Source organism: Pantoea sp. GM_Pan_3, assembly GCF_026541045.1.
Classification (GTDB): Bacteria; Pseudomonadota; Gammaproteobacteria; order Enterobacterales; family Enterobacteriaceae; genus Pantoea; species Pantoea anthophila.
Genome location: NZ_JALNVA010000001.1, coordinates 908,937 through 934,026, shown reverse-complemented (window position 1 = coordinate 934,026; position 25,090 = coordinate 908,937). Strand labels below are relative to the sequence as shown.

The window sequence follows — 25,090 nt, the reverse complement described above, 5'->3', positions numbered from 1 at the left end:
CTGAGAATAAAAAAATGAAAAAACGCCTGCTTGCTCTTATCGCCTCCTCACTGCTCTGCAGCACCGTCTATGCGGCAGACCTGGCCCCGTTGCAGTCAGATACGGAACCGGATCGTACCGACTGGACGCAGCTCGACAGCAAATATGGTGCCCTGCCAAAAGTCGACAAGGCGCTGAAGATTGGCGGGGTGTCAAAAACCCTGACCAATGAATACTGGCGCTCACTCGGCCAGGGCTACCAGAACGCAGCAAAGAAATATGGCATCACGGTGGCTTATCAGGCGGCGGCTAATGAAGACGATCAGCTTGGCCAGCTGTCGATTGCGGAAACCCTGATCTCGCAGGGCTTCAATGGCCTGCTGGTCTCGCCGCAGACCGACATTAACCTGCAGCCTGCGCTGGAGAGTGCCAGCAGTAAAAATATTCCGGTGGTCAACGTCAATGACGCTGTGATGCCGGATGCGCGCTACTACGTCGGCAACGTCCAGAAAGATAACGGCGTGCGGGTAGCAAAATGGTTTATTCAGCACCATCCGCAGGGCGGCAAAGTGGCGGTCATTGAAGGGCAGCCGGGGGTGTATGCCGCCGGTCAGCGAACCCGTGGATTCAAAGAGACGCTGGACAGCGCCGGGAAGTTCACCATTGTCGCCAGCGTGCCGGCAAACTGGAGTCGCGAGCAGGCCTTTAATGCCGCGTCGACCATTCTGCAGCAGCACCCTGATCTTATCGGCATCTACGCCAACAACGATACGATGGCGCTGGGCGTGGTGGAAGCGGTGCGTGCGCAGAACAAAGCGTCACAGGTGGCGATTTTTGGCACCGACGGCATTTCTGATGCTTACGCCTCGATTAAACGCGGTGAACTGACCGGCACGGTAGACAGCTTTCCGGTTCTTACCGGTGAAGTGGCAATGGACGTCATGATCCGTCTGATCAACGGTCAGAAGCTGTCGCGTGTGGTTTCAACGCCTCAGGCGCTGATTACCAAAGAGAATGTCGACGCGTTCTCAACCAAAGATAACGCGCGGTTGCGTCAGCTGCTGGTTCAGCAATAAGTCAGCGGGAGCGGGTATGGAACAGTTTCGCTTAATGATGCGCGGCATCAGTAAAAGTTACGGTAACGCCGCCGCGCTGCAGGATGTCGATTTTACGGTGCGGCCCGGCGAGGTGCATGCGCTGATCGGAGAAAATGGCGCGGGCAAGTCGACGCTGCTGAACATCCTCTCCGGCGTACGCGGTGCGGACAGCGGAGAGATCAGCGTCAACGGCAACCGGGTTCAGATCCGCAGCCCACTCAGCGCCCGGCAGGCCGGGATTGCGATGATCCATCAGGAGTTGCAGCACGTTCCGGAGCTCTCCGTCGCGCAGAACATGTTTCTGGGTCGCCCGATAACCTGCGCCGGAGGCTTATGGGTGAATAAAAAAGCGCAGCTGGCGCGGGCTGCGCTGATTCTGAAGACGCTGGATCCCACTATCGATCCCGATACGCCGATCCGGAATCTCAAAGTGTCGCAGCAGCAGATTGTTGAGATTGCCCGTGCGCTGCTGGACGACGCAAAAATCATCGCGATGGATGAGCCAACCTCCAGCCTGACGCCACGGGAGTTTGACCGTCTGGCCGAGCTGATTGGCGATCTGAAGTCGACGGGCGTTTCGCTGATCTACGTGTCGCACAAGATGAATGAGATTTTCCGGGTCTGCGACCGCGCGACCATTATGCGTGACGGTAAGCAGGTCGGCGTGGTCAATATCCGTGAGGAGAATGAAGAGAGCATCGTCGCGAAGATGGTCGGACGGAAGATCGACAAACTCCATCATCAGACGTTTGTCAGCGATCGCGAAGTGCTGCGGGTCGAGGATCTGACGCGCGGCAATGAGGTGGTTGGGGCGAACTTCAGCGTCCGGGCTGGCGAGGTGCTGGGGATCGCCGGGCTGGTCGGCGCGGGTCGCACTGAACTGCTGAAGCTGATTGCCGGTATTGACCGGCGCACGCGCGGCTCAGTGAGCGTCAACGGCAACCCGGTGCAGAACCACAACGTGCGCGCCGCCATTAAGGCGGGCATTGGCCTGGTGCCGGAAGATCGCAAAAAAGAGGGCATCATCAAAGAGCGGGCCGTGAAGATGAATATGGCGCTGCCATCGATGCACCGTTTCACGTTGGCGGGGCTGATGAACCAGGCCCGGCTCGATCGGGAAGCGCTGCGCGTAATGGGCGATCTGAAGCTGCGCCCGCTCGATATCGAAAAAACCATCGGCACGCTGAGCGGCGGTAATCAGCAAAAGGTGATCATCGGCCGCTGGGTGGCGGCGGACGCCAATGTGTTTCTGTTTGATGAGCCGACGCGTGGCATCGACATTGGCGCCAAGTCTGAGATCTATCATCTGATTGAAAAGCTGGCGCAGTCGGGCAAAGCCATTGTGGTGGTCTCATCAGAGATGACCGAGATTATGCGCATCTCAGACCGGGTGCTGGTGATGCGGGAAGGGCGGATCACCCGAGAGCTTACCGGCAGCGCCATCACCGAAGAGAACATTGCCCGTTATGCCATTAAAGAGAGCGACCAGCCTGCCTGACCGCTTACCTGACATTCACTAAGGTGATAACTATGACCACTCAGACCTCTACCGGGCCGGATACCCGTCCCGCGCTGCGGCTTAAATTTAACGTACGGGATGCCGGTACCTTAATCGGCTTACTGATTATCGTGGTGACATTTTCGTTTCTGTCGCCGGTCTTTTTCACACTGCCAAATCTGCTGAATATTCTGCAGCAGTCTTCGATCAACGCCCTGATTGCACTGGGCATGACGCTGGTGATCATCTCCGGCGGGATTGACCTTTCGGTCGGCCCCACCGCGGCTCTCTCGGCGGTGCTGGGGGCGACCCTGATGGCGTCAGGTATACCGGTGCCGCTGGCGATCCTCGCCACGCTGGGCGTCGGCGCGATGTGTGGTCTGTTCAGCGGGTCACTCATCGCTTATGCCGGGCTACAGCCGTTTATTGTGACACTGGGTGGCCTGTCGCTGTTCCGGGCCATTGCGCTGATCTCGACCGGCGGAAATCCGGTTTTCGGTATTCCGCTGGCGTTTCGCAGCCTGATCAACAGCACGATTTTAGGTATCCCGACCCCCATCGTGATTGTGGCGATCATCGCGCTGCTGCTGTGGACGGTCATGAATAAAACCCCGCTGGGGGAATATATTCTGGCGATTGGCGGCAACGAAGAGGCGGCACGGGTTGCCGGTGTGCCCGTGAAGCGCACCAAGGTGACGGTTTACATCTTCTCCGGCCTGCTGGCCTCACTGGCCGCGCTGATTCTGATTGGCCGCCTGGGTGCTGCCGAGCCAACCATCGGTAACCTGTGGGAGCTGGACGCTATCGCGGCGGCGGCCATTGGTGGGGCTTCACTGATGGGAGGGAAAGGGAGCATTTTCGGGACGCTGATTGGCGTGGTGATCCTCGGCGTGCTGCGTAATGGCTTGACCTTGCTGAATATTCAGGCCTTTTACCAATTGCTCGCTACCGGCCTTATTATTATCATAGCGATGTTGATTGACCGGGCGACCCGAGGCAGGTAATGAAGCAAGATCCGCGAGCCATTGGTGCTCAGATTCGTATGCGTTTGCCCCAGCTGACGCCGTTAGAACGTCGGGTGGCTGAGGCCATCATTGCCCGAACCGACATTACCGAGCAGTCATCCTTAAAAGAGATTGCGCAGGAGAATAATGTCTCTGAAGCGATGATCGTTAAGATCACCAAAAAGCTTAACTTCACCGGCTTCAGACATTTCAGAAGTGGTCTGATCTATTACAACCAGTCTGAAGTAGCGGGGCTGCATGCGGAAATTGAGCCGGATGATTCGTCGGAGCAGTTGCTGGCCAAAGTGTTCAGAACCTCAATCCAGGCGATTGAAGAGACCCTATCAATTCTGGATGTTTCTGAGTTCAATCGGGCGGCGGACATTATCTTTAAAGCGCGTCATATCGATCTCTATGCCGTTGGCGGTTCTGCCGCCGTCGCGCGGGATCTGTCACACAAGATGCTGAAGATAGGCATCAAGTCGACCGCCTATGATGACGCCCATATCATGCTGATGTCAGCCGCCGTGTTATCTGATGACGATGTGGTTATCGCCATCAGCCACTCGGGTGCAACACGCGCAGTGAACGATCCGGTCAAACTGGCGGGAAGAAATGGTGCGAAAGTGATCGCCATTACCAACTACGCCGAATCGCCGATCGCGCAGAGTGCGCATGTGGTCCTCAATTCAACCTCTCAGGGATCGCATCTGTTGGGTGAAAACGCCGCGTCACGCATCGCCCAGCTCAATATTCTGGACGCGCTGTTTGTCGCTATCGCCAAGAAAGATCTGAAGCGGGCGGAGAAGAACCTGATGAAAACCCAGCATGCGGTTCAGGATCTGCGGGAATTCTAGCTATGAGCAAAATTGCAGTCACCGGCAGTCTTCATTACGACATTATGCTGGACGCGCCTCATCGTCCGGAGAAAGGCGAAACGGTGATGGGCAGTGCCTGTCACTATAAGTCTGGCGGCAAGGGCGGAAATCAGGCGGTGGCGGCGGCCCGGGCGGGGGCTGCGGTGCGGTTCGCCGGTTCGGTGGGACGCGATCAGCAGGGCCAGTTTCTGCGGGACTTTCTGCAGCAGGCTGGCGTCGATTGCACGGCGGTGAGTGTGATCGAGGCGATACCTTCCGGCATGAGTGTCGCGATTACCGATGCCGAAGGGGATTACGGTGCCGTCGTGGTGTCCAATGCCAATCAGCACATTCCGCTGGAGACTTTCGAACAGCCAGGCTTCTGGCAGGATGTCTCACTGCTTGTGCTGCAAAACGAGGTGCCGGAAACGGTCAATCTTTGTGCGGCCCGGGCGGCGCAACAGCGAGGGATTAGGGTCTGCGTCAATGCCGCGCCCGCACGCCCCCTGTCGGCGGCGTTTGAAGCGTGTATCGACCTGCTGGTGGTCAATGCCATTGAAGCGCGCGATATGTGCGGGATAAGCGTACAGGATCTGACGTCAGCCCGCGCGGCCGCGGAGTCGCTGGCGGGACGCTTTGCCAGGGTGGTCGTGACCGCAGGGGAACACGGCGTCGCTTTCAGCGAGGCGGGAGAGACGCACACGCTGGTGGCGCAGAAGGTGACGCTGGTCAGCACCCATGGTGCCGGGGACTGTTTTGTCGGCGTGTTGTGTCAGCGTCTGAGCATCGGGGCAACGCTGAGAGAAGCGGCAGAAGAGGCTAACCGAGCGGCTGCCGAACACGTTTCCCGGCAGCCACACTGATCGAGACGTGTGCCACGTCACTGACGTGGCACACAAATTCCATCAGCCGCCGACCTTCACTACGGTCTTGCCGAAGTTTTTGCCGTTCAGCATATCGATAAACGCCTGTGGCGCGTTCTCCAATCCCTCAATCATGTGCTCGCGATAGTGGATCTTTTTGCTCTCCACCAGCGGCGTCATCGCCTTCAGGAACTCAGGGTAGCGGTCGCCGTAATCCTGGAAGATGATAAAGCCCTGCATACGGATACGACGTTTCAGGATACCCGCCATGATCAGGGAGGTTCTGTCCGGGCCTTCCGGCAGCTCGCGCTGGCTGTACGCCGACACCAGACCACAGACCGGTACACGCGCGGCGGTGTTCAGCAGCGGGAACACGGCATCAAAGACTTTACCGCCCACGTTTTCGAAATAGATATCGATGCCATCCGGGCAGGCGTTCTTCAGCTGCTCTTCAAAGTCAGCACTGTGGTGATCGAGGCAGGCATCAAAGCCCAGGGTTTCGATGGCATAACGGCATTTTTCTTCACCGCCCGCCACACCGACCACGCGACAGCCTTTCTGTTTCCCCAGTTGGCCCACCGTTGCGCCGACCGGACCGGTTGCGGCGGCGACCACCAGGGTTTCACCGGCTTTCGGCTGGCCGATGTCCATCAGGCCCATATAGGCGGTAAAGCCTGGCATACCGAGAATGCCCAGCGCCCAGGAAGGGTTGGGCAGGTTGTTGCCCAGCTTCGCGATCTCTTTGCCATCGGAAACGGCATACTCCTGCCAGCCATTCTGCGACAGGACCCAGTCGCCTTTCTGAAACTCGCTGTTTTTTGATTCAGCCACCTGACAGACGGTGCCGCCCACCATTGGCTGATCCAGCTCTGCTGGCGGGGCGTAGGATTTCCCCTCATCCATCCGGCCACGCATGTAGGGATCGAGCGACAGGTAGATCGTCTTCAGCAGAATTTCACCCTCTTTCAGTTCCGGCACGGGCTGCGCCACATGGCGGAAATTCTCTTTGGTCGGCTCGCCGTGTGGGCGTGAAGCCAGTAACCAGGCGTGATTCTGAGGCGCGTGTTCAGTCATATTGTCATCCTTTTATGGCCTGGCAATGCACAGGGCATCGCCGTATGAATACCGGAAAAGTGTAGATGACGGAGAGGGGAATGCCTTTAGCACGATGAGCGGCAGACCGTTCCCCTCACCAGCGATTGCAGCGTTGCGGGCAGAGTGACACAGCGTCTGTCAGGCGATGACGGCCCCTTGCCCGGACGGCGTGATATTCACATTCGCTTGCAAAATCGCGCCCTGATTAAACTGCTTCGCGCGATTCTGCAGCGCATCCGGGGCCACGGGACGGGCGGATGAGTGTGATAGAACTCAGTAAACAGAGAGGAGAGAGAACCATGCACATTCAGCACATGCGAATCGCACGGCCGGTTACCAGCCTGACAGAAATGTCTCAGCGCTATTGTCACGGGTTAGGATTGCAGAAAATTGGTGCCTTTACCGACCATGAGGGATTCAGTGGCGTGATGCTGGGCGCGCCGGGTCTGGCCTGGCATCTGGAATTTACACAGTCACTTACGCATCCCCTGACGCCGTCACCGTCGCAAGAGGATCTGCTGGTGCTTTACCTGCCACATCGGCCTGACTGGCTGGCCCGTTGCGCCGCGATGGATGAGGCAGGATTCCGGCGGGTGCCTTCTTTTAATCCTTACTGGGATCAGCAGGGCGTGACATTCAGTGACAATGATGGTTATCGTGTGGTGATTCAGCATGCAGCCTGGCATGTCGAAAGCTGATCTTTTAATGAAACGGAGTGTCCCCTGAACATACTTTGCTTCCACACTGCGGCCAGTAACATTGCGATTTTCGATGCTGCTGCTGACTCGCTGGCGCGTCACACCCCGCCGCTGAATCATCTGGTCATGCCTGCACTGCTGGCTGAGGCCGAAGAGCGCGGCGGGATGGACAGTGACTTACGTCTCAGGATGGCCCGGCTGATTGAGGGCGTGCTGCCGCAGTTTGATGCCATTCTGATCACCTGTTCGACGCTGGCCCCGGTAGCCGACGATTTCCCCGTGCAGGAAAGGGTCATGCGCACCGACAGAATGCTGGCGGAGGCGCTGCATCGCCAGGCGGGGCCTGCGGTGGCGCTCTGCGCGGCAGAATCGACCGTGGCGGCCACCCGGGCGCTGTTCTGTCAGCCCGGCACGCAGGTGAACACGGAGCTGGTGGCGGGGGCATGGGATGCCTTTAAGGCGGGTAACACGATCCGCTATTTTGACCTGATTGCGGCGGCGGCAGAACAGGCCTATCAGCAGGGCGCGGTGGCGGTGGCTCTGGCGCAAAGCTCAATGACGCCGGTGGCGCAGCGGTTTCCCGCCACGCAGCGTCCGCTCACCGGCCCCGATCTGGCGCTGCAGGCCTGCTACGATCTCAGATAACCGTGACACCCTGCCGGGTCAGCGCCTGCTGTAACGGCTCATCCGGCGGCGTTTCCACGACCAGGGTTGAGGCAAGCGACAACCCGCCAATGGCAAAGGGAGAGGCGGCGTTCAGCTTCTCTGCTGATGCCAGCACCACGGTTTCCGCTGCGCGTCCGGCCAGCGCCCGCTTCACCGTAGCCTCTTCGAAATTACCGGTGGTCAGTCCGGCAGCCGGGTGCACACCGGTGACACCCATAAAGAAGAGATCGGCGTTGATGCGACTTATCGACTCCAGCATCGCGGCGCCCACCGTCACCACGGAGTGTTTATAGAGCTGCCCGCCAATCAGGATAATCTCCACCTGCGCATGATCGACCAGCGCCAGTGCCACGCTGGGGCTGTGCGTCACGGCAGTAAAGCTCAGCGTCGGCGGTAAGCGTCGCACCAGTTCCGCGCTGGTGGTGCCGCCATCAATGAGCACGATCTGCCCCGGCTGGATCAGCGAAACCGCCTTTTGCGCGATCGCCTGCTTCGATGCGGTCTGCACGTTTTTGCGTGTTTCAAAGGTGCCCAGCGCGGCAGAGACCGGCAGGGCACCGCCATGCACCCGCTGCAGCAATCCCTCTGCCGCCAGCTCACGCAGGTCACGGCGGATAGAGTCCTCAGAAAGGCCGAACCGCTGGCTGAGATCGCGCGACTGCACCTGTTTTTCACGGGCGAGCAGCGCCAGTATTGTCTGTTTCCGCTGACTGGAAAGCATCGTTGTCCTCTGCATGATTTTTCTTGAATGTGCACGATTGTGCATGATAGCGTAAAGGCTGTCTATCACTCCCGGAGCCTGTCATGCCGCAAGCCTCTTCCCGTGTGCGTATCCTCAATGAGCAGTTGCTGTCAGATAACTGGTATACCCTGAAAAAATATACGTTCTCACTGCTGCGCCGCGATGGTCGCTGGCAGGAGCAGAGCCGTGAAGCCTATGACCGTGGTAACGGCGCGGCGATCCTGCTCTACAACCGTGAAAAACGCAGCGTGGTGCTGACCCGCCAGTTCCGTTTCCCCATCTTCCTCAATGGACACGATGGCTTCCTGATCGAGGCGGCGGCTGGCCTGCTGGATAACGCGTCGCCGGAAGCCCGGATTGTGGCAGAAGCCGAAGAGGAGACCGGATATCGGGTAACCCGGGTAGAGAAAGTGTTTGAAGCCTTTATGAGTCCCGGCTCCGTTACCGAGAAGCTCTATTTCTTTATTACCGAATATGGGGATCAGCCGCGTAGCGGTGAGGGCGGCGGCATCGAAGAGGAGGGCGAGGATATTGAGGTGCTGGAGCTTGGTTTCGACCAGGCGCTCAGGGCGATTGACCAGGGAGAAATCATGGATGCCAAGACCATCATGCTGCTGCAGCATCTGCGGCTGAAGGGCATTTTATAAGTTAACCGGCAGACCCCTGTATAAGCGGTCTGCCGGGAAAGGCTTATTGATCCTGGGTCAGAATGCCTTTTACGTCATGCGGTTCGGAGCGCAGATACTGAGGTGGCACCTGCACCTTGCCATCCAGCGCGGCGGCCGCATGCCATGGCCAGCGCGGGTCGTAGAGGATCCCGCGCGCCAGAGCCACCAGATCGGCTTCGCCCTGTTGCAGCAGATCCTCGGCCTGCTGTGGCTCAGTGATCAGGCCGACCGCGATCACCGGAACGGAAACCTGCTCACGGATATCGCGGGCAAACGGAACCTGGTAATTAGGGCCGACGCTGATTTTCTGATCTTCCGACAGTCCGCCGCTGGAGACATGGATATAGGCGCAGTTCAGAGCTTCCAGCTCACGCGAGAAGGCGATGGACTGGTTGATTTCCCAGCCGCCTTCGACCCAGTCCGTCGCGGAAATGCGAACGCCTACCGGCAGTGAGGCCGGAACCGCGTCACGAACCGCTTTGAACACTTCCAGCGGGAAGCGCATACGGTTCTCCAGCGATCCGCCATACTCATCGGTGCGCTGGTTCGAGAGCGGAGAGAGGAACTGATGCAGCAGATAGCCGTGCGCGGCATGCACTTCAATAAGATCCAGCCCCAGACGCTCTGCACGCAGGGCGCTCTCCACAAAGGCCTGCTTCACCCGGGTCAGGTCATCGGCGCTCATCGCGACCGGTTTGACTTCATCCGCGCTGTAGCTCACGGCTGATGGGGCAATGGTCTGCCAGCCGCCGGCATCCGGTGCAATCTGTTTGCCGCCTTCCCAGGGCACCGCGCACGACGCTTTGCGTCCGGCATGACCCAGCTGAATGCCCACCGGAATCGAGGAGTAGCGGCGCACATCCTCCAGCACCGTTTTCAGTGCGGCTTCATTCTCATCATTCCACAATCCGAGATCGCCGGGAGAGATGCGGCCAATGTCTTCTACCGCCGTGGCTTCGATAATCATCAGGCCTGCGCCGGAAAAAGAGAGCTGACCCAGGTGGATGCGGTGCCAGGCTGTAGCATTACCGGCTTCGGCTGAGTACTGGCACATCGGCGCAATCACAATGCGGTTATCCAGCGTAAGGTCGCCCAGTGAGACAGTGGAAAAAAGTTGGCTCATGTGATCTCCATGGTGTTATGACGAATGTGACAGGCAATAACTATAGCGGGGGATTGAGGAGACCGTGGGTAATGCAACGTGACATTTTGTGATTGTGTCCCGGCGTCGGGGAGCAGAAGACCCTGCTGCGACAGCCACAGGGTCTGAAGCGTAACGTTACACCTGCGCCATTCCGCCATCGACAAACAGTTCTGTCGCATTGATAAAGCTGGCGGCATCTGACGCCAGGAAGGCAACGGTTCTGGCCACCTCCTGCGGCTCACCCAGGCGACCCAGCGGTATCTGCGCAGCCAGCGCATCAAACAGGCCCTGACGCTGATCCTCACTGACCAGCCCGCCCAGGCCCGGAGTACGGACAGGGCCGGGACTCACCACATTCACCCGGATGCCGCGATCTTTCAGATCCAGCGCCCATGAACGTGCAAAGTTGCGCACGGCGGCTTTACTGGCGCTGTAGACACTGAAGGCCGCGGTACCCTGAGCCGAGGCGGTAGAGCCGGTAAGAATAACCGACGCGCCATCAACCAGCAGTGGCAGCGCTTTCTGAACCGTAAACAGCACGCCGCGTACGTTGGTGTCGAAGATACGATCGAAATGCGCCTCTGTGATCGCCCCCAGCGGCAGCATGTCGCCTCCGCCGGCGTTGGCGAACAGGATATCCAGATGGCCCGACTGTGACGCAATCCGGGCATACACGTCGTCGAGATCGTGCAGCTGTGACGCATCGGCCCGGATACCGGTGACCGTTCCACCGATGTCCGCGACGGCGGCATCCAGTTCCGCCTGACGGCGACCCGTAATAAAGACCTGCGCGCCCTGTGACGCCAGTTCCCGTGCGGTGGCCAGGCCAATTCCGCTTGTTCCGCCTGTGACCAGGGCAATTTTTCCTGCGAGTGATGCGCTCATAAAGTCGTCTCCGGAGTCGGTCAGTGAATGAGGATAAGCTTCCCGGTCAGCGTCGCTGCCGGACAGGGGGCCACTGTAAAAGAGCGGGATTGACGGATAAATCCGCTAAAATGAAAATGACTATCCACACGGGTGGACAATAGGGGCAGAGAATGGATCAGTTGCTGGCGATCAGAGCCTTTTCACGGGTGGTAGAGAGCGGTAGTTTTACCCGTGCCGCAGATACGCTGAACATGCCGAAAGCGACGGTGAGCAAGCTGGTGCAGGAGCTGGAGGCGCATCTCTCCGTCAGGCTTTTGCAGCGGACCACCCGGCGCGTGACCGTGACTGCGGAAGGGCGCGAATATTATGAGAAGGCGCTGCGTATTCTGCACGACCTTGAGGATGTGGATGCCTGTTTTAATGCACTGCGCAGTAAGCCACGCGGGCAGTTACGCATTGATGTCGGCGGTTCGACTGCCCGGGACGTTCTGATTCCGCTGCTGCCCGATTTCTTTGCCCGCTATCCTGACATTACGCTGGATCTCGGCGTTTCGGATCGTCCGATCGACCTGATCAGTGACAATGCTGACTGTGTGATCCGCGGCGGTCCGCTGATGGACTCCTCACTGATCGCCCGTCTGATTGGGCACGCCACGCTGATCACCTGTGCGACGCCCGCCTATCTGAAAGCCTTTGGCGTACCGGCCTATCCGGATGAACTGCGCAACGGTCACCGGCTGGTGAGCTATCTCTCTCCGCAGACCGGCAGGCCATTTCCGTTTCGGTTTGAACGTGACGGGGAAAAAATCGAAGTAACCAGTGCGCATCGCATTGGCGTCAATGAGAGCAACGGACATCTGGCTGCGGGGCTGGCCGGGCTGGGGATCATTCAGACGTTCAGCTATTCGCTGTCGTCGATTCTGCGGCAGGGTGAGATGGTGGAGATCCTGCGCGACTGGCGTCCTGCCGGGTATCCGTTTCATCTGGTTTATCCGCAGAACCGGCACGTCACGCAACGCCTGCGGGTGTTTATCGACTGGCTGGTGGCCTGTTTTCCGGCGCGGATAGCGGGAGAGGCCCAATCCGGCACCTGAATGACGGATTGGGCAGAATCAATCAGTTGCCGCGATAAGTTGAGTAACCAAACGGGCTCAGCAGCAGGGGGATATGGTAGTGCTCACCGCTGGCTTCCATGTTGAACTCCACCGGGATCTCCGGGAAGAAGGTTTTCTGGCTGCTCTTCTTATAAAAATCACCGGTTTTGAATACCACGCGATAGCTGCCGGCGCTGGCCGTTTTGTCCTGCGGGAACAGGGCGCTGATGCGGCCATTGTTATCCGTCACGCCAGAAGCCAGTTTCACCCAGTTATCCTGCTGCTTCTGATCCAGCTCGACTTCAATGCCCGCGGTGGGCTGACCGGTCTGCAGGTTGAGCACGTGTACGCTCAGTGGATTTTTCGCAGCGGCAGGCTGAGCGGCGACAGCAGATGCGCCAGAGGTCATCAGTAAGGTGGCAATCAGAGCCGTTGTCTTTTTCATCAATGTTTCCTTTATTGACTGTTGGAATGCGTGTTGTTGTGCTGAAGCGTAATCGGGCTGAGGCGAAAGGGACATTTAACGGCGCTAAATGTGAAATTTCCCAGAAGCGCATGCCTTTTAGTTACATCATACATGATCTCTTTCATTGCCTGAGTTGAGCTCTGTGCTGACATCGCTAATCAGGATGAAACGGCGGCCAGAAAGTATGTAAAAGGAGAGGGCAGCAGAACCGCAGGCCGGGAAAACAGTGACATAAAGCGTGACGGCGTCACAGAAACCCGTCAGGTGTCTGGGGGGCATTCTATTGAATGCTCCGGGATTGTAGCCCCTGGCGGGTGATAAAATCCAGCTGATTCAGAGGGATGAAAAGATTCAGGGCCATGCTCACCGAACGGCCCGTAAACCACGCGGTTTGCGTCATCGGGCCGGTATGCCTGCGCGACGCACGCTGAATGATTTGCCTGTCAGGGCGTCATCTGCGCCCGTTACTGAACTGGCCGTGAAACAGGATCCGTTGCCAGCAGAAGTAGCCAGGATGCATTTACCCAGGATCTTACCGGCATCATCAGCCGCAAAGTCACGTACACACGCCAGAAGCGCTGGCTTTCAGGGAAAGCCGTGAATGATGGGGATGGCTGTGAAAGAGGAATCATCCGGGGAGGCGGGTGTTTTTGGGACGATGCCAAGGCATTGATAAGGCTTCAGTGCAGGCAGCTCAAAATAGTGGAAGCAAAGAATCGCCTGATGTTAATCAGCAGACGTGCCGGAAGATGAATACGCGGAAAGTTATCGTCGCTAAGGGAACAGCCGGTATCGGGTTGACCGGGAATCATAATTGCCTCATCAGACGGGCAGGAACGAAGTTAGCAGCAGCACGGCAGGGAACGAGATAAAGCAGCCACAGCCGTTATCAGATATCTTATTTAACATAATATACATTATGCGCATCTTTATCATTATCAGGGTTGGGCTCCGCTGTTTACCTTCCGGCACCGATCCTGGCTGTTTTTTGCCTGGCCGTGAATCTCTGTGCAACTTAGCCTCATCTTCTCACCGCCATGCATCCGCTTTTCTGAATGCCTTGTGGTTTGCTGCGCATCCGTCCGGCATTCTCTTCGCAGCCTGATTCACTCGCTCTCTTCAGTGCCCGATGCCGAAGATATCACATCCGGCTTCATCTTTACGGCTAAGTGAAGGAATTGAGCGCTCGTGACATGTTGCGCGCTCAGCTTTTCAGTTCACTCCGCTTTGCTCTGAATTGGGCGTCCGGTCTGCACGTCTCTGCGCTTTGTTCGTTTAACGCCATCCGGCGGCTTTCCGCACTCCGCCAGAGACGTCGCTACGTGAAAATTAGCGCTCTTATCAGGGCTGACGGCCACAGAAATGCTGTAAATGCGTCTCCTGAACGCCTGCTTTTTACTCTCGCTCAGCGGCACCAACAACGCCTGCTCCTGTACACGTACGCGCATCGTCATGATAAAGCCTGCCGCATCGGCTGCGCCTGTTGATGACCTGCAGAGATTCAGTCAGAGACAATCGGTTTTGATAAGACGTTTACGGGAGACAAAGCAACATAACATCCCTGCTCTGTCTGTTCAGTAATCAGCCTTACTGGTTTATTAAAACCGGCCAGAGCAGCCAAACGTCAATGCGCGGCGATTATTTTATACAAAAGCTGAATAATCATTTCCTGCGTAAAATTAAATAGAGAATTAATGACAATGCTGAAAACAGAACAGATAACACGCGCTAAATTACTGATTTAGATCAATATTTTTAGCAGATGCGTCAATTAACATCTTTGTTACCAGGACTTTTCTTAATAAAAGGATTTCCTGAGCGATAAATAGTATTTTTGAGGTTCTGACTCAACAGGATTAGAAAAATAACCAACGGGTATTAATAAGAGGATTTGCATTAAGAGCGACAAAAACAGGTATTCCTCAACCACAATCCGGCGTCAAAAATATACAAAAAATGACACTGATCAAAATTCGTGCATATTTAGCTTTGCGTGCGGAATTTTTATTGATCAAAACAGCGTTATTTGCGAAATATTCCTAACAGACGTAAAAAAATCCAGGTCTCTCAGTACGACTGAGTGGGCGGCAGACGTTTTTGTCCCGAATTTTCAATCAATATTACGCCAGGCCACAGAGGAGGTGCGTTAAGAAAAATCCGAATGCAGGAAATAGCGGGTAATTTTCATCGCCTTGAAACGCGGAGATTTTTATCGATAAAATAAATACAACTCTCGCAACAGCACCAGAATATTATGATAAAGATAACCAGAGAGGAAATTCGCTGCGCCAGTTGTAAATATGGCTGTGATCTCGCCCATCGCGCATCAGACATTTATAACCGATGTCCGCTGCAAAAAATAACCACCTGGCCCGGAGGAAATCATTTTTTCTCTTCATCCCTGCTTAGCATGGTGGCGGGTAAATATGAAAGCATCTTTTGCCGGGGATGCATATTTGTTGACTTCTCAAGAGAGAATATCAGGTATTTTACCAACAGTAACTGGATTGAATATTTAAAAAACACCGGATTGATGCTGATTATCGTCAGCGATCGCTATATGCAATCCCTTGCCGCGTTCTGGCAAAAAGAAGACCTGCGTATCCAGACCGTTATTTATGCCGATCAGTCGCGTGAAGAGATAAGCCGTCAGATTAATGGCTGCTATTTCGGCCTGAAGGGCGACGTCAGAAAAAAAGTGAATGCGTTTAAACAGGATGAAGTTCAGTTCCTTGATCTGGCAGTGAATGGACTCTCACTGCCGATTATTGCCAGAGAAATGGGAGTTGAAATCAAGCGTGTTTATAACATCAAAGAGGCTATTCGCCGGAAAATGGGCATCAGCCTCAACCAATTGCTTTCCGTATAACGATGATAAAGGAGTATGACATGAACACCCATTTCAGAACGCTTAATCTTGCGGTGTTAATCAGTGCCGCGCTGGTTTCAGCCAGCGTCTCTGCGGCTTCTGATAACACCATTAACTTCCAGGGCGAAGTGACCACCGAAACCTGTTCGGTGTCGGTGAACGGTAACAACGCTTCACCTGTCGTTCTGCTGCCAACCGTGAGTACCTCTGACCTTGCGGCCTCAGGTGCGACAGCGGGAGAAACCCCCTTCACCGTAGGCGTGAGCGGCTGTACCGGTGACAGCACCAAGACCACGAAAATCTCCACGGTCTTCGTGGGCAATAACGTCAGCGCTGCCGGCAACCTGTCGAACACCGGCACCGCGAAAAACGTTGAGGTTCAGATCCTCGACCCGAAAGATACCGTCGTCGATCTGACCAGCGGTTACACCGGCAGCGGCGATATGACGCTTCAGGCAGGGGAAACCTCAGGCTCTGCCACCTACTCTGCCCGCTACTATGCATCAGGCACACCAACGGCCGGGACCGTGACCGCATCACTGCAATACGCCGTGACTTATCAGTAATCGTTTTCGTGCGTATCCGGTATCCCGGGTACGCACGCCACGCTTGAGATCTCTGACATGTATTCACGCATTGTGCTCTACCCCTCACTGTTCGTCATTTTCATTCTGTTGATGACGTTTATTTCGGATAAAGTCCAGGCGAGCGTCACGATTCTGGGTAGCCGTATTATTTATCCCGGCAATGCTCTCTCCGTCGATGTTCAGTTAAAGAACAACGATAATATTCCGTATGTTATTCAGGCCTGGTTTGATAATGGCAATATGGATTCGCAACCGGGCGATAAGAGTGACGTGCCTTTTATTATCACCCCTCCGTTATTCCGGATTCAGCCTCTGACCGGTCAGGTGCTGAGAATCCGCTTCACGCCAGAGACCTCTTTACCGCAGGATCGCGAAACGGTCTACTGGTTCAACTCCCTGCAAATTCCGCCCGCCAATATTCAGGGCGAGTCAGGCCGTAACAGTATCGTTTTAATGTTACGTAACCGCATGAAACTCTTCTACCGGCCTACGGCGATTGGTCAGCCGGGGGATATTTTCAGCGGAATAAAAATAACGGCGAAAAAAGAGGGCCTCGAAATCAATAACACCCAGCCCTGGTTTTTTTCGCTGACCGACGTAGCCATAAAAGCAGCAGACAAAAAAATAGCCTGCGACGCCGATATGATTGCGCCCTTCTCTAAAAAAATTGTCAGGTGCAAAGCGGCAACGCACGCGTTACCCGCGAACAGCGTGGTCTCTCTTTCAGCAATGAATGACCAGGGAGCGAAAGTCAGTGAAGATTATCCGCTTGCAGCCAGGTAATATCTGCACCCTTTTTTTACCTCTCTGTGCCTCCTTCACTTTTTCAACGTATGGACACGCTGAGGAATATTACTTTGATCCTTCACTGTTTAAAGGGTCGGCTTTTGGCCAGAACATCGAACAGTTTAATCATCAGACGATTGCCCCCGGCAGCTATTATGTCGACATTTATCTCAATAATAAGCTGATCAAAAGCGGTGTCACCCTCACCTTTTTATCAGCAGAAAAAGGTCAGCCCATTGAACCCTGCCTTCCCCTGAATGTGGCGGAATCACTGCGCCTTAAGTCACTGAATAAAACCGCAGCCAGCGAGCAATGCCAGCCTTTGCGTCACTGCTCCTCCGCGGCCAGCTGGCAATTTGATCAGTCATCACTGCGGCTGCAATTGACGATTCCGGATGCGGAGTTAATCCGTCTGCCTCGCGGAACCATCCCCGTTTCCGAGTGGGATAAAGGGATCACCGCCCTTTTCATCCGGCATAACACCAACTACAGCTGGACGGAAAATACTGCCTCCGGTTACCGATATCAGTATCTCTGGAGCGGTGTCACGGCGGGCACCAATATCGATAACTGGCAGCTGCGCCATCAGGGCAATCTGCGGGTTATCGACAATAACGTCACCGGCAGCGACGCGCGTTATACCACGGTCAGAACCTGGCTTCAGCGCCCCATCGAACCGCTGAACAGTGTGCTGACCGTTGGCGACAGCTACACAGAAAGTTCGCAGTTTGGCAGCCTGTCCTATAACGGGATTAAGCTGACAACGGATGAGAGGATGCGCCCGCAAAGCCGTCGGGGTTACGCGCCGGAGATCCGGGGCGTGGCCTCTTCCAGCGCGCGGGTTATCGTCAGGCAGCTCAATCGCGTTATTTATGAGACCAGCGTGGCTCCGGGACCTTTTGTCATTAACGATTTGTACAATACCCGCAGCCAGGGCGATCTCGACGTGGAGATTGTTGAAGCGAGTGGCAAAACGTCCTCGTTTACCGTCCCCTATGCCTCGGTGCCCGATTCGGTCAGGCCGGGTAACTGGCACTACTCCGTTGCCCTGGGACGGGTGCGGCAGTTCTACTCCGTCAATAACACCTTCTTTGAAGGATTGCTGCAGCGCGGTATCAGCAACCAGCTGACCGCGACGGCGGGTTCGCGCCTGGCTGAGGATTATCAGGCCTGGCTGCTTGGTGGTGTCTGGAGCTCTGCGGCGGGCGCCGTGGGACTGAATACCACCTTCTCGGATGCAAAGGTGGCACAGAACCAGACTGCCACGGGATGGCGCGCTGAACTGAGCTACAGCAAAACCTTTACCACCGGCACCAATGTGGTCCTGGCTGCCTATCGCTACTCAACCAGCGGTTATCGCGACCTGCAGGATGTGCTGGGCGTACGTCGCCAGCAGGATGGTGGCCTCCGCTACTACTCCGACACGCTGCATCAGCGTAATAACTTTTCTGTCACGCTGAGTCAGACAATGGCTGACTATGGCTTGATCAGCCTGAGTGCCAGCACAGCGGATTATTACAATAACCGCTCCCGCATTACCCAGCTTCAGCTCGGTTACAACAACAGCTGGCATAACATCAGTTACAGTCTCAACGTCGCCCGCCAGCGCACCACCTGGAGCAGCGATCGCTTCGGGCTGAGCCTGGACGAAGGCGATAATAGCTATCGGGAAAAGTACACCGAGAATACTGTTGCCCTGAATGTTTCCGTCCCGCTGAACTGGAGCAATCACAACGCTTCCGTGGCCTATAACTACAACCAGTCTAAAGAGACGCGCAATTCCACGCTCTCACTCACCGGTTCGTCGGGCGAGAACAATCAGCTCTCCTGGTCGCTATATGGCGGAACCGGGCAGACGCAGAATAGCGGCAGCCAGCGCGCCTCGTTTGGCGGAAACGTGCAGCAGAATACCCGCGTGGGCGGCGTCAGAGCGAACTATGGCCAGGGTGATAACTACCGTCAGGCGGGTCTGGGTCTGTCGGGCACGTTGCTGATCCATTCCGGCGGTATTACAGCCGGCCCCTATACCAGCGATACCTTTGCGCTGATTCATGCGGAAGGCGCTCAGGGCGCCAGCGTGCGTAACGGCCAGGGCGCGGTTATCGATCATGCGGGTTACGCCATCCTGCCTTCGCTCACGCCTTATCAGGCGAATACCGTCAGCCTGGATACCCGCTACATGAATAGCGATGCGGAATTAAGTGGCGGCAGCCAGCGCGTGGTGCCCTATGCCGGTTCCGTGACGCGGATTCATTTTGCCACCCTGCAGGGCAAGGCGGTGTTGATCGCGCTGAAGAGTGACGATCAGGACATTCCGCCGATGGGGAGTGAAGTCCGTGACGCGGATAATACCGTCATCGGCATTGTCGGTCAGGGCGGACAGGTCTATGCCCGCGTTCCGCATGACTCCGGCACCTTAAGGGTCAGCTGGCAAAATAAAGGGCATAAAACCTGCCTCGTTAATTATCAGATAACCGGACGCGTGAATGAGAATATCGTTCGCCTGGATGCCGTCTGCCGCAAGGGTGAATAGTGTGAGAATCGAAAAATTACTCCTGTATATCGTGTTACTGCTGCTTAATGTGCCCGCCTGGGCGAACTGCAGCGTGGTCACCTCCACCTCTTCGCTCTCTCAGAGCGCGATTGCGGCGGGCTACACCGCCGCCAGCTGGACCGGTGCCTGCGACACCTGTTCCGGGAATGTCGGGCTGCCGTCTGTGATCAGCATTAACAGCGGAAAGACCTTTCAGCCCTCCGGCACCCTGCTGGCCAGCTCAGTGGGGAGCTTTCTCTCCTCGGCCAGTAACGTTCCCTACTCGGCTAATCAGATTCTCTACCGCTGCGCCGTGGCGGATGCCGACAGCCTGTATGAGATGTACGCCACCAACGGCGACAGTCCCTATGCCGGGCAATACGTTACGTCTGAAGTGGACGGCGCTTATTATGATGTCGCCGCAAATGTCGCGGTCAGGCTGACTAACCTCTCAACCGGCGAATATTACAGCCGCTACTGGAAAGCGCGTCAGCTGACGGCCAGCGACTGGTATTCCGATGGCGCCTATATCTACATCCCGGCCAGCGCCTTCAGCAATGTGCTGTATGAGATGTTTAAAATTGACTCAACCCGCTATTACGCCAGCAACAGTAATCGCTACGTGGACACCTGGACACAGCCGCGGGGTTACATCGCTTTTAAAGGTCCGGGACTCGACACCAATAGCCTCCAGGTGGGCCAGGACAGCCTCTCTTACTGGTACGGCTGGTACCGTAACTGGCCGGCAGCGTGGAGCACCTACTCTAACGTCACTTATGTGCGCGGCGCACTGTGTGAAGTTCAGGATTATCCCTCGGTGGTACTGCTGCCTACCGTGAGCGTCAGCACCCTCGCGGCAGGCGGAAAAAGCCAGGCTCCGTTTACGATCTCCATTCAGTGCGAATCGGGCGCACTCTCCGGCACCGCCACGTCGACGACCACTTCGGCCAATGTCGCCATGGGCTTTCTGGTTAACCAGTCTAATGCGGTTATACAGGCGAGAAATCTGGGGCTGACCACCTCGGGCGGCGGGTTAACCTGGCTGCTGGATACCCATTATGGCAGCAGCACTGCCGCCTCCGGCGTCGGTATCAGAATTTATGACAGCAACAATACCCCCATCAATTTACTGCCGGACCGCGCCAGCACTGGCACCGGCAACAGCCGCGGCTGGTATGCCTACAAAGATTTAACCTCGCAGGTCTCCTCCGGAGGCAGTGATATCTACAGCGGTGATTTTACCGCCTCCCTTGAAGCCATCAGTGGGCAAACCCTTACAGCAGGAGCAGTAAATGCGCAATTACAGGTTGTGGTCAGTTTTCAGTAACCTCATTGTGTTATCTGGCGTTCTGCTCTCGTCCAGCGTCTGGGCAGTGGTCAACGTGGATAAGACCCGGATCGTGTTTAATCAGGCCGATCTGACGCAGTCGATTAACGTCGTCAACAGCGGCAACACCGAGACGTTTCTGCAACTCTGGACGGATGATGGTAACGTGACGCTGTCACCGGATGCCAGCATCACGCCCGTGCTTGTCTTGCCGCCAGTGGTAAAAATGGTTCCGGGCGAGATGCGATCGCTGCGCCTGATGCTGACCTCACGCGATGCGCTTCCCGCCGGTAAAGAGAGTCTCTTCTGGCTGAATATTTACCAGATTCCGGCGCTGAAAAAAGCGCCTGACGCAGCTGAACGCAGAGTCGTGCTGCCGCTGCGAATCCGGCTGAAGATTCTTATCCGGCCTGCGGGACTTCAGGCGCCTCAGGCGACCGACCCGGAAAAGCTTCGTTTCGCCGTCACGGGAGATAAAATCACGATAACCAACCCGACGCCCTGGTTTATGAGCCTGAACGTCAAACCTCAAGGTCAGGCAGCGATTAAAAACCTGATGATCGCCCCGCACGCGGAACTGCAGGCAGAGAGTCAGGCCGCTCTCTCTCACGGAACGGCGCTGAACTATACGGTGATCAACGACCAGGGCATTCCGGTTAACTACACCACGGCTTTTAAGTGAATGTTTTGCAGGACAATGGCGTCCCGGCACGCTAAAGTTGCCTGTTTCGGTTTGCAGGCTGGATGAGGGAAAATGAAACGTTTATTTGTTTACGGCACGCTCTGCCCTGGACGTGAAAATGCGCATATCCTGGAGAATATCGGCGGAGAGTGGCTCGCCGGTTCGGTCACGGGCACCTTCTATGAACGCGGCTGGGGGGCAGCGGCTGATTTTCCTGGCATTATTCTGGATGAGCACGGCCCGCAGGTGCCGGGTTTTCTCTTTACCTCCGATAAGCTGGCGGCTCACTGGCCGATGCTGGATGCGTTTGAGGAAGGCTATGATCGCGTCGAAGTGTGCGTTTCTACCCACGATAATCAGCAGCTCAGCGCCTGGATCTATCAGCTTCAGCCCCGTGAACAGTGCTGATACCCCCTGATCTGCAATTCGCGCCCTGCTTCCGGGCGCGATTCTGTCAGCCCGCTCTGTCTGATCCCGCCTCCCTTTTCTGTCAGACCTTACAAACAGGCATGATGTTGAATCTCAGTTATAGGAAGAGATCTAATGTATGATGTAACTAAAATAGATTGCCGTTAAGACCTGTTCCGGGCCACCAGCCTCTTCAGACCACCAGCCCGCGTTTCTACCCTTTCATTCCGGCCAGCGCTGATGCGGAAACAGCGAGACCCGGATGTTAAACAGGTGGATCAGGGGCGCGACGGCTTCACTCTCCTGCCGGGCCAGGGGCTCCAGACGCAGCAGCAGCAGATCAAGCTCCTCCAGCAAATCCTGATGCGGCGTTAACTGCAGTGATTTCATCTTGCGCTTCAGATAGAGCGCAAGCTCGTGAAACATCTGCCCGCTATCAATCCCATGCCGTTCCAGCACCTCGCGATAGCGCGCATAAAAGTCATAGCAGTTCGCCCCCAGCCAGGTTTCCGTAATCAGATAGCCCCCCACCACGATATCCGGCACCGGGTCGAGCCGTTTCCGCGGCAGAATGATATTCACCCTGTCGAGCATGCGTGCAATAAACTGCTGCCGTGACAGCAGCGTGGCGGCGTTACGCTCCACCATTTTGATAAACCCTAACAGATCGCGCAGGCCGCGCTGTACCGCTCTTCGCGCTATCCATGAAGGTCGTTTGTTGCGGATCAGCGCCGTCAGCACAACGGCAAACATAATCCCCACCATCGAAGAGATCGCCGCATTCAGGGTAACGATAAGATTGGGCACGAAGTGGTGACTCAGCCCGATAAAGCCGGGGATCTGAATCGCCACGCTCAGCCCGATCAGGTTGGTGGCCGGATTCGCAATCACCAGGCTCAGCAGCATCAGACCGGGCAGCAGACAGATCATCAGCGCCTGTAAGGTGTTCGCCTGCGGGATGAGAAAAGCGATGTAAAACAGGCTCACGACCAGCGCAATCATCACCCCTTTGACGAACAGCTTCATCGGCGTCACCGGCGAATCGACACCGGCAAAAAACGAACTGATAATCGCCGCCATCAGCGGTGCATTCGCCCCGTCGGCCCAGCCGCTGCCAATCCAGAACAGACTGGAGAGAAAGGTCGCCAGAAAAGCCGTCAGCGCCGACAGCCTCAACAGCCCTTTGTCGATATGGCGATGCTCACGGATATTACGGATAGCCGCTCCGTCGCCATGACTGTAGAGATCCCCGGCACGGGCGCTGACATTCTCATAGGCATCGGCAATGCGCACAAAGTTTGCCAGCCGCTCCAGCAGACCGATCAGCAGCAGGCTCTCCTCGGTCGCCAGTTCCCCTGCCCGCCACGACTGCTCCAGGCTGGCCTGCCCGGCATTGATCGCTTCACGCAGTCCGTTGATGTCATTGACGCGATCGTGATGCAGCCACAACAGAAACTGCTGAAACACATCGGTCACGCACGCTGGAAAACGAATGTTCAGCTCCGCCAGTACGCCCAGCCGTGACTCAATCGCGGTGAGCGTCGGCAGCAGATAGGTCAGATGCTGATACTGCACGCTGACCAGACGGATGACGTTACGCGCCGCCTCCCCCTCATAGACACAGTGGGTCAGCAGCGTTTCAACGTTCAGCGGATAACCCGCCATCTGAATCAGGATATCTTCCCGCTCCAGCGATTTGTTCTTTGCCATTCCGCTGATCAGCTCATCGCATAGCCTGCGCGCATTCTGAAACCAGAGATTCACGCTCTGACCGAGCAGATGATGCATCGACACCGGAAACACCAGCCGGTGAACCAGGGTGCTGCAGAGAATGCCGAGCGTGATCTCCTCAATACGTGAAATGACCGTATTGATAATGGCTGACGGCGTATCCACGTCGGGAAAGCCCATAATGGCGGCGCTATACCCGCCCAGCATAAAGATGTAGCTCTTGGGCGTGCGGTCATGCAGGGAGAGATAGAGGCAGACCGTTACCCACAGTGACACGCAGAGGCTGAACAGAACCGGCGACTGCACCGTTTCGGGGTAGATCAGCAGAATAAAGAGGCCCCCCAGCAGCGTACCCAGCAGACGAAACAGGGATTTCGACACGGTTGAGGCCGCATAGAGTTGTGAAGTCACAAAAACGGTCGTGAGCGCCCAGGCAGGTTTTTCAAAGTTAAGAAGCAGCGCCACAGAGAGTGCAATAAACGCGGCAAGAGAAGTTTTGCAGGCAAACAAAACCGCGTTTTTGGTAAACCATTTCATCGAATGAGAGCAACCAGGAGCTTTCTGAGGCGCGTATCCTGACAGATGCGCCTGCGTTTTACTCTCAGTTAACTTATACAAATTATTACCGGCCTGACGGGGCCGGTTTCAGGTGAGACAGGTCTGTTTCGGGCGGGATGAAAAGCGGTTAGCGACGCGTCAGCGCCAGACGGATGCCCAGCCCGATAAAGGTGGCACCCACCACCCGATCGAGCGCCTTCTGCAGGGTCTGATTCTTCGCAACGGCGCCGGCGGCACCGCCTGCCAGCAGGGCAAACAGCACATCCGTTATCAGGCCCGTCAGCGCATAGGCCAGACCCAGCAGCAGAAAGGAGACGGCATGATGATCGCCCTCCACCGTCACAAACTGAGGAAAGAAGGCGATGAAGAACAGCAGCACTTTGGGATTGGTTATCGAGGTAATAAAGCCGCGCAGCAGCAGCTGACGGGTTTCAGTCTGTGCGACCGCCTCCACTCCCTCCGGCCTGACGACGTGACGGACGCGGAACGTCGCCACGATCATCTTCGTCCCCAGATAGATCAGGTAGGCTGCGCCCGTATATTTAATGACGGTGAACAGCAGCGGCGAGGCCGCAATCAGCGCCGTTAAGCCCAGCGCACTGGCAACTGCATGCGTACAGATTCCCAGCGCCACGCCCGACGCCGAGAGAACACCGGCCTGTCGCCCCCGAGCCACACTTTGTCCGACAACATAAGCGAGATCGGGGCCCGGCGTAATGCAGAGCAGCACCACCGACGCCAGAAACAGCGGAAAGTGAACAATATCCAGCATGAAAACTCCTGACAGCAATAAGATTTAACCTTTCGTTAACTTATCAGCCCGGAGGCCCTTTTCCAAATGCCATCATCCTCTTACCGGTGTGCGCGCTCT

At 56.3% G+C, this 25,090-nt stretch carries 23 protein-coding genes; 16 read left to right on the top strand and 7 right to left on the bottom strand.

Translation table 11 applies throughout. The annotated features are described in order from the left end of the window. Window positions 1-14: 14 nt before the first annotated feature. The 5 genes from OXR04_RS04420 to OXR04_RS04400 are packed head-to-tail and all read left to right on the top strand — an operon-like array spanning window position 15 to window position 5,298. The gene (locus tag OXR04_RS04420) at window positions 15-1,055 is read left to right on the top strand and encodes a substrate-binding domain-containing protein (protein ID WP_009090224.1); all 1,041 of its coding nucleotides are present in this window, start codon (window positions 15-17) and stop codon (window positions 1,053-1,055) included. A 16-nt stretch (window positions 1,056-1,071) separates the two neighbouring features. After that, on the top strand, window positions 1,072-2,574 hold the full coding sequence (locus OXR04_RS04415) for a sugar ABC transporter ATP-binding protein (protein ID WP_267369334.1): 1,503 nt from the start codon (window positions 1,072-1,074) through the stop codon (window positions 2,572-2,574). Between the two features lie 32 nt (window positions 2,575-2,606). Then, a complete protein-coding gene (locus OXR04_RS04410) occupies window positions 2,607-3,578 on the top strand; it encodes an ABC transporter permease (RefSeq protein ID WP_009090222.1) in 972 nt (323 codons plus the stop codon). Continuing rightward, the gene (locus OXR04_RS04405; RefSeq protein WP_009090221.1) at window positions 3,578-4,435 is read left to right on the top strand and encodes a MurR/RpiR family transcriptional regulator; all 858 of its coding nucleotides are present in this window, start codon (window positions 3,578-3,580) and stop codon (window positions 4,433-4,435) included. Before OXR04_RS04410 ends, OXR04_RS04405 begins: the two co-directional genes overlap by 1 nt. Window positions 4,436-4,437: 2 nt before the next feature. Then, window positions 4,438-5,298: a PfkB family carbohydrate kinase gene (locus tag OXR04_RS04400; RefSeq protein WP_009090220.1), complete on the top strand. Its 861-nt coding sequence runs from the start codon at window positions 4,438-4,440 to the stop codon at window positions 5,296-5,298. A gap of 42 nt (window positions 5,299-5,340) precedes the next feature. Here OXR04_RS04400 and OXR04_RS04395 read toward each other — a convergent pair whose 3' ends face one another. Next, entirely contained in the window at window positions 5,341-6,372 is a 1,032-nt protein-coding gene (locus OXR04_RS04395; protein ID WP_154928165.1) for an NADP-dependent oxidoreductase, read from the bottom strand. 320 nt (window positions 6,373-6,692) lie between these two features. Between OXR04_RS04395 and OXR04_RS04390 the strand changes: the two genes are divergently transcribed. Together OXR04_RS04390 and OXR04_RS04385 are read left to right on the top strand one after the other, a co-directional pair. Continuing rightward, complete coding sequence (locus tag OXR04_RS04390) at window positions 6,693-7,091, top strand: VOC family protein (RefSeq protein ID WP_154928166.1); 399 nt, start codon at window positions 6,693-6,695, stop codon at window positions 7,089-7,091. A gap of 126 nt (window positions 7,092-7,217) precedes the next feature. Beyond that, a complete protein-coding gene (locus tag OXR04_RS04385; RefSeq protein ID WP_267369333.1) occupies window positions 7,218-7,736 on the top strand; it encodes a glutamate racemase in 519 nt (172 codons plus the stop codon). On the opposite strand, the gene OXR04_RS04380 is transcribed toward OXR04_RS04385, so the two are convergent. Further along, on the bottom strand, window positions 7,729-8,478 hold the full coding sequence (locus OXR04_RS04380) for a DeoR/GlpR family DNA-binding transcription regulator (RefSeq protein ID WP_267369557.1): 750 nt from the start codon (window positions 8,476-8,478) through the stop codon (window positions 7,729-7,731). The two genes, OXR04_RS04385 and OXR04_RS04380, sit on opposite strands and share 8 nt — an antisense overlap. A gap of 83 nt (window positions 8,479-8,561) precedes the next feature. Between OXR04_RS04380 and OXR04_RS04375 the strand changes: the two genes are divergently transcribed. Next, the gene (locus OXR04_RS04375) at window positions 8,562-9,146 is read left to right on the top strand and encodes an NUDIX domain-containing protein (protein ID WP_267369332.1); all 585 of its coding nucleotides are present in this window, start codon (window positions 8,562-8,564) and stop codon (window positions 9,144-9,146) included. 43 nt (window positions 9,147-9,189) lie between these two features. On the opposite strand, the gene OXR04_RS04370 is transcribed toward OXR04_RS04375, so the two are convergent. Together OXR04_RS04370 and OXR04_RS04365 are read right to left on the bottom strand one after the other, a co-directional pair. Continuing rightward, complete coding sequence (locus OXR04_RS04370) at window positions 9,190-10,290, bottom strand: NADH:flavin oxidoreductase/NADH oxidase (protein WP_058958208.1); 1,101 nt, start codon at window positions 10,288-10,290, stop codon at window positions 9,190-9,192. A 156-nt stretch (window positions 10,291-10,446) separates the two neighbouring features. Further along, complete coding sequence (locus OXR04_RS04365; protein ID WP_267369331.1) at window positions 10,447-11,196, bottom strand: SDR family oxidoreductase; 750 nt, start codon at window positions 11,194-11,196, stop codon at window positions 10,447-10,449. A gap of 152 nt (window positions 11,197-11,348) precedes the next feature. Between OXR04_RS04365 and OXR04_RS04360 the strand changes: the two genes are divergently transcribed. Beyond that, entirely contained in the window at window positions 11,349-12,272 is a 924-nt protein-coding gene (locus tag OXR04_RS04360; RefSeq protein WP_046101829.1) for a LysR family transcriptional regulator, read from the top strand. Between the two features lie 22 nt (window positions 12,273-12,294). Here OXR04_RS04360 and uraH read toward each other — a convergent pair whose 3' ends face one another. Then, window positions 12,295-12,717, bottom strand: a complete 423-nt coding sequence (gene uraH, locus OXR04_RS04355; protein ID WP_111208419.1) for a hydroxyisourate hydrolase — start codon at window positions 12,715-12,717, stop codon at window positions 12,295-12,297. A gap of 2,275 nt (window positions 12,718-14,992) precedes the next feature. Here uraH and OXR04_RS04350 point away from each other — a divergent pair. The 7 genes from OXR04_RS04350 (at window position 14,993) to OXR04_RS04320 (ending at window position 21,930) form a co-directional block, all read left to right on the top strand. Continuing rightward, window positions 14,993-15,607 (top strand): LuxR family transcriptional regulator, encoded by a 615-nt coding sequence (locus tag OXR04_RS04350; RefSeq protein ID WP_230200881.1) that lies wholly within the window; start codon window positions 14,993-14,995, stop codon window positions 15,605-15,607. 20 nt (window positions 15,608-15,627) lie between these two features. Beyond that, window positions 15,628-16,173, top strand: a complete 546-nt coding sequence (locus OXR04_RS04345; protein ID WP_009090205.1) for a fimbrial protein — start codon at window positions 15,628-15,630, stop codon at window positions 16,171-16,173. A gap of 57 nt (window positions 16,174-16,230) precedes the next feature. Beyond that, window positions 16,231-16,977, top strand: coding sequence for a fimbria/pilus periplasmic chaperone (locus tag OXR04_RS04340; protein ID WP_267369330.1), 747 nt, complete (start codon window positions 16,231-16,233; stop codon window positions 16,975-16,977). Between the two features lies 1 nt (window position 16,978). Continuing rightward, window positions 16,979-19,513: a fimbrial outer membrane usher protein gene (locus tag OXR04_RS04335; protein WP_267369555.1), complete on the top strand. Its 2,535-nt coding sequence runs from the start codon at window positions 16,979-16,981 to the stop codon at window positions 19,511-19,513. Next, window positions 19,488-20,840, top strand: a complete 1,353-nt coding sequence (stbD, locus tag OXR04_RS04330; RefSeq protein ID WP_267369553.1) for a fimbrial usher protein StbD — start codon at window positions 19,488-19,490, stop codon at window positions 20,838-20,840. Before OXR04_RS04335 ends, stbD begins: the two co-directional genes overlap by 26 nt. Beyond that, window positions 20,806-21,522 (top strand): fimbrial assembly chaperone, encoded by a 717-nt coding sequence (locus OXR04_RS04325; protein ID WP_267369329.1) that lies wholly within the window; start codon window positions 20,806-20,808, stop codon window positions 21,520-21,522. The genes stbD and OXR04_RS04325 overlap by 35 nt, the downstream gene beginning before the upstream one ends. A 72-nt stretch (window positions 21,523-21,594) precedes the next feature. Next, window positions 21,595-21,930 carry a gamma-glutamylcyclotransferase family protein gene (locus OXR04_RS04320; RefSeq protein ID WP_140028550.1) on the top strand — a complete coding sequence of 112 codons (336 nt, stop codon included), beginning with the start codon at window positions 21,595-21,597 and terminating at the stop codon, window positions 21,928-21,930. Between the two features lie 222 nt (window positions 21,931-22,152). On the opposite strand, the gene OXR04_RS04315 is transcribed toward OXR04_RS04320, so the two are convergent. Beyond that, a complete protein-coding gene (locus tag OXR04_RS04315) occupies window positions 22,153-24,198 on the bottom strand; it encodes an FUSC family protein (RefSeq protein WP_267369327.1) in 2,046 nt (681 codons plus the stop codon). Between the two features lie 148 nt (window positions 24,199-24,346). Beyond that, window positions 24,347-24,991 (bottom strand): LysE family translocator, encoded by a 645-nt coding sequence (locus OXR04_RS04310; protein ID WP_267369326.1) that lies wholly within the window; start codon window positions 24,989-24,991, stop codon window positions 24,347-24,349. Window positions 24,992-25,090 lie beyond the last annotated feature (99 nt).

What these genes read in the sequence shown, in the direction of transcription:
- OXR04_RS04360 (WP_046101829.1), top strand. Translation starts at nt 11,349, where the DNA reads ATGGATCAGTTGCTGGCGATCAGAGCCTTTTCACGGGTGGTAGAGAGC.
- OXR04_RS04350 (WP_230200881.1), top strand. Translation starts at nt 14,993, where the DNA reads ATGATAAAGATAACCAGAGAGGAAATTCGCTGCGCCAGTTGTAAATAT.
- uraH (WP_111208419.1), bottom strand. Translation starts at nt 12,717, where the DNA reads ATGAAAAAGACAACGGCTCTGATTGCCACCTTACTGATGACCTCTGGC.
- OXR04_RS04365 (WP_267369331.1), bottom strand. Translation starts at nt 11,196, where the DNA reads ATGAGCGCATCACTCGCAGGAAAAATTGCCCTGGTCACAGGCGGAACA.
- stbD (WP_267369553.1), top strand. Translation starts at nt 19,488, where the DNA reads ATGCCGTCTGCCGCAAGGGTGAATAGTGTGAGAATCGAAAAATTACTC.
- OXR04_RS04375 (WP_267369332.1), top strand. Translation starts at nt 8,562, where the DNA reads ATGCCGCAAGCCTCTTCCCGTGTGCGTATCCTCAATGAGCAGTTGCTG.
- OXR04_RS04370 (WP_058958208.1), bottom strand. Translation starts at nt 10,290, where the DNA reads ATGAGCCAACTTTTTTCCACTGTCTCACTGGGCGACCTTACGCTGGAT.
- OXR04_RS04400 (WP_009090220.1), top strand. Translation starts at nt 4,438, where the DNA reads ATGAGCAAAATTGCAGTCACCGGCAGTCTTCATTACGACATTATGCTG.
- OXR04_RS04380 (WP_267369557.1), bottom strand. Translation starts at nt 8,478, where the DNA reads ATGCTTTCCAGTCAGCGGAAACAGACAATACTGGCGCTGCTCGCCCGT.
- OXR04_RS04340 (WP_267369330.1), top strand. Translation starts at nt 16,231, where the DNA reads ATGTATTCACGCATTGTGCTCTACCCCTCACTGTTCGTCATTTTCATT.
- OXR04_RS04310 (WP_267369326.1), bottom strand. Translation starts at nt 24,991, where the DNA reads ATGCTGGATATTGTTCACTTTCCGCTGTTTCTGGCGTCGGTGGTGCTG.
- OXR04_RS04325 (WP_267369329.1), top strand. Translation starts at nt 20,806, where the DNA reads ATGCGCAATTACAGGTTGTGGTCAGTTTTCAGTAACCTCATTGTGTTA.
- OXR04_RS04385 (WP_267369333.1), top strand. Translation starts at nt 7,218, where the DNA reads ATGCCTGCACTGCTGGCTGAGGCCGAAGAGCGCGGCGGGATGGACAGT.
- OXR04_RS04410 (WP_009090222.1), top strand. Translation starts at nt 2,607, where the DNA reads ATGACCACTCAGACCTCTACCGGGCCGGATACCCGTCCCGCGCTGCGG.
- OXR04_RS04405 (WP_009090221.1), top strand. Translation starts at nt 3,578, where the DNA reads ATGAAGCAAGATCCGCGAGCCATTGGTGCTCAGATTCGTATGCGTTTG.
- OXR04_RS04395 (WP_154928165.1), bottom strand. Translation starts at nt 6,372, where the DNA reads ATGACTGAACACGCGCCTCAGAATCACGCCTGGTTACTGGCTTCACGC.
- OXR04_RS04315 (WP_267369327.1), bottom strand. Translation starts at nt 24,198, where the DNA reads ATGAAATGGTTTACCAAAAACGCGGTTTTGTTTGCCTGCAAAACTTCT.
- OXR04_RS04390 (WP_154928166.1), top strand. Translation starts at nt 6,693, where the DNA reads ATGCACATTCAGCACATGCGAATCGCACGGCCGGTTACCAGCCTGACA.
- OXR04_RS04420 (WP_009090224.1), top strand. Translation starts at nt 15, where the DNA reads ATGAAAAAACGCCTGCTTGCTCTTATCGCCTCCTCACTGCTCTGCAGC.
- OXR04_RS04415 (WP_267369334.1), top strand. Translation starts at nt 1,072, where the DNA reads ATGGAACAGTTTCGCTTAATGATGCGCGGCATCAGTAAAAGTTACGGT.
- OXR04_RS04320 (WP_140028550.1), top strand. Translation starts at nt 21,595, where the DNA reads ATGAAACGTTTATTTGTTTACGGCACGCTCTGCCCTGGACGTGAAAAT.
- OXR04_RS04345 (WP_009090205.1), top strand. Translation starts at nt 15,628, where the DNA reads ATGAACACCCATTTCAGAACGCTTAATCTTGCGGTGTTAATCAGTGCC.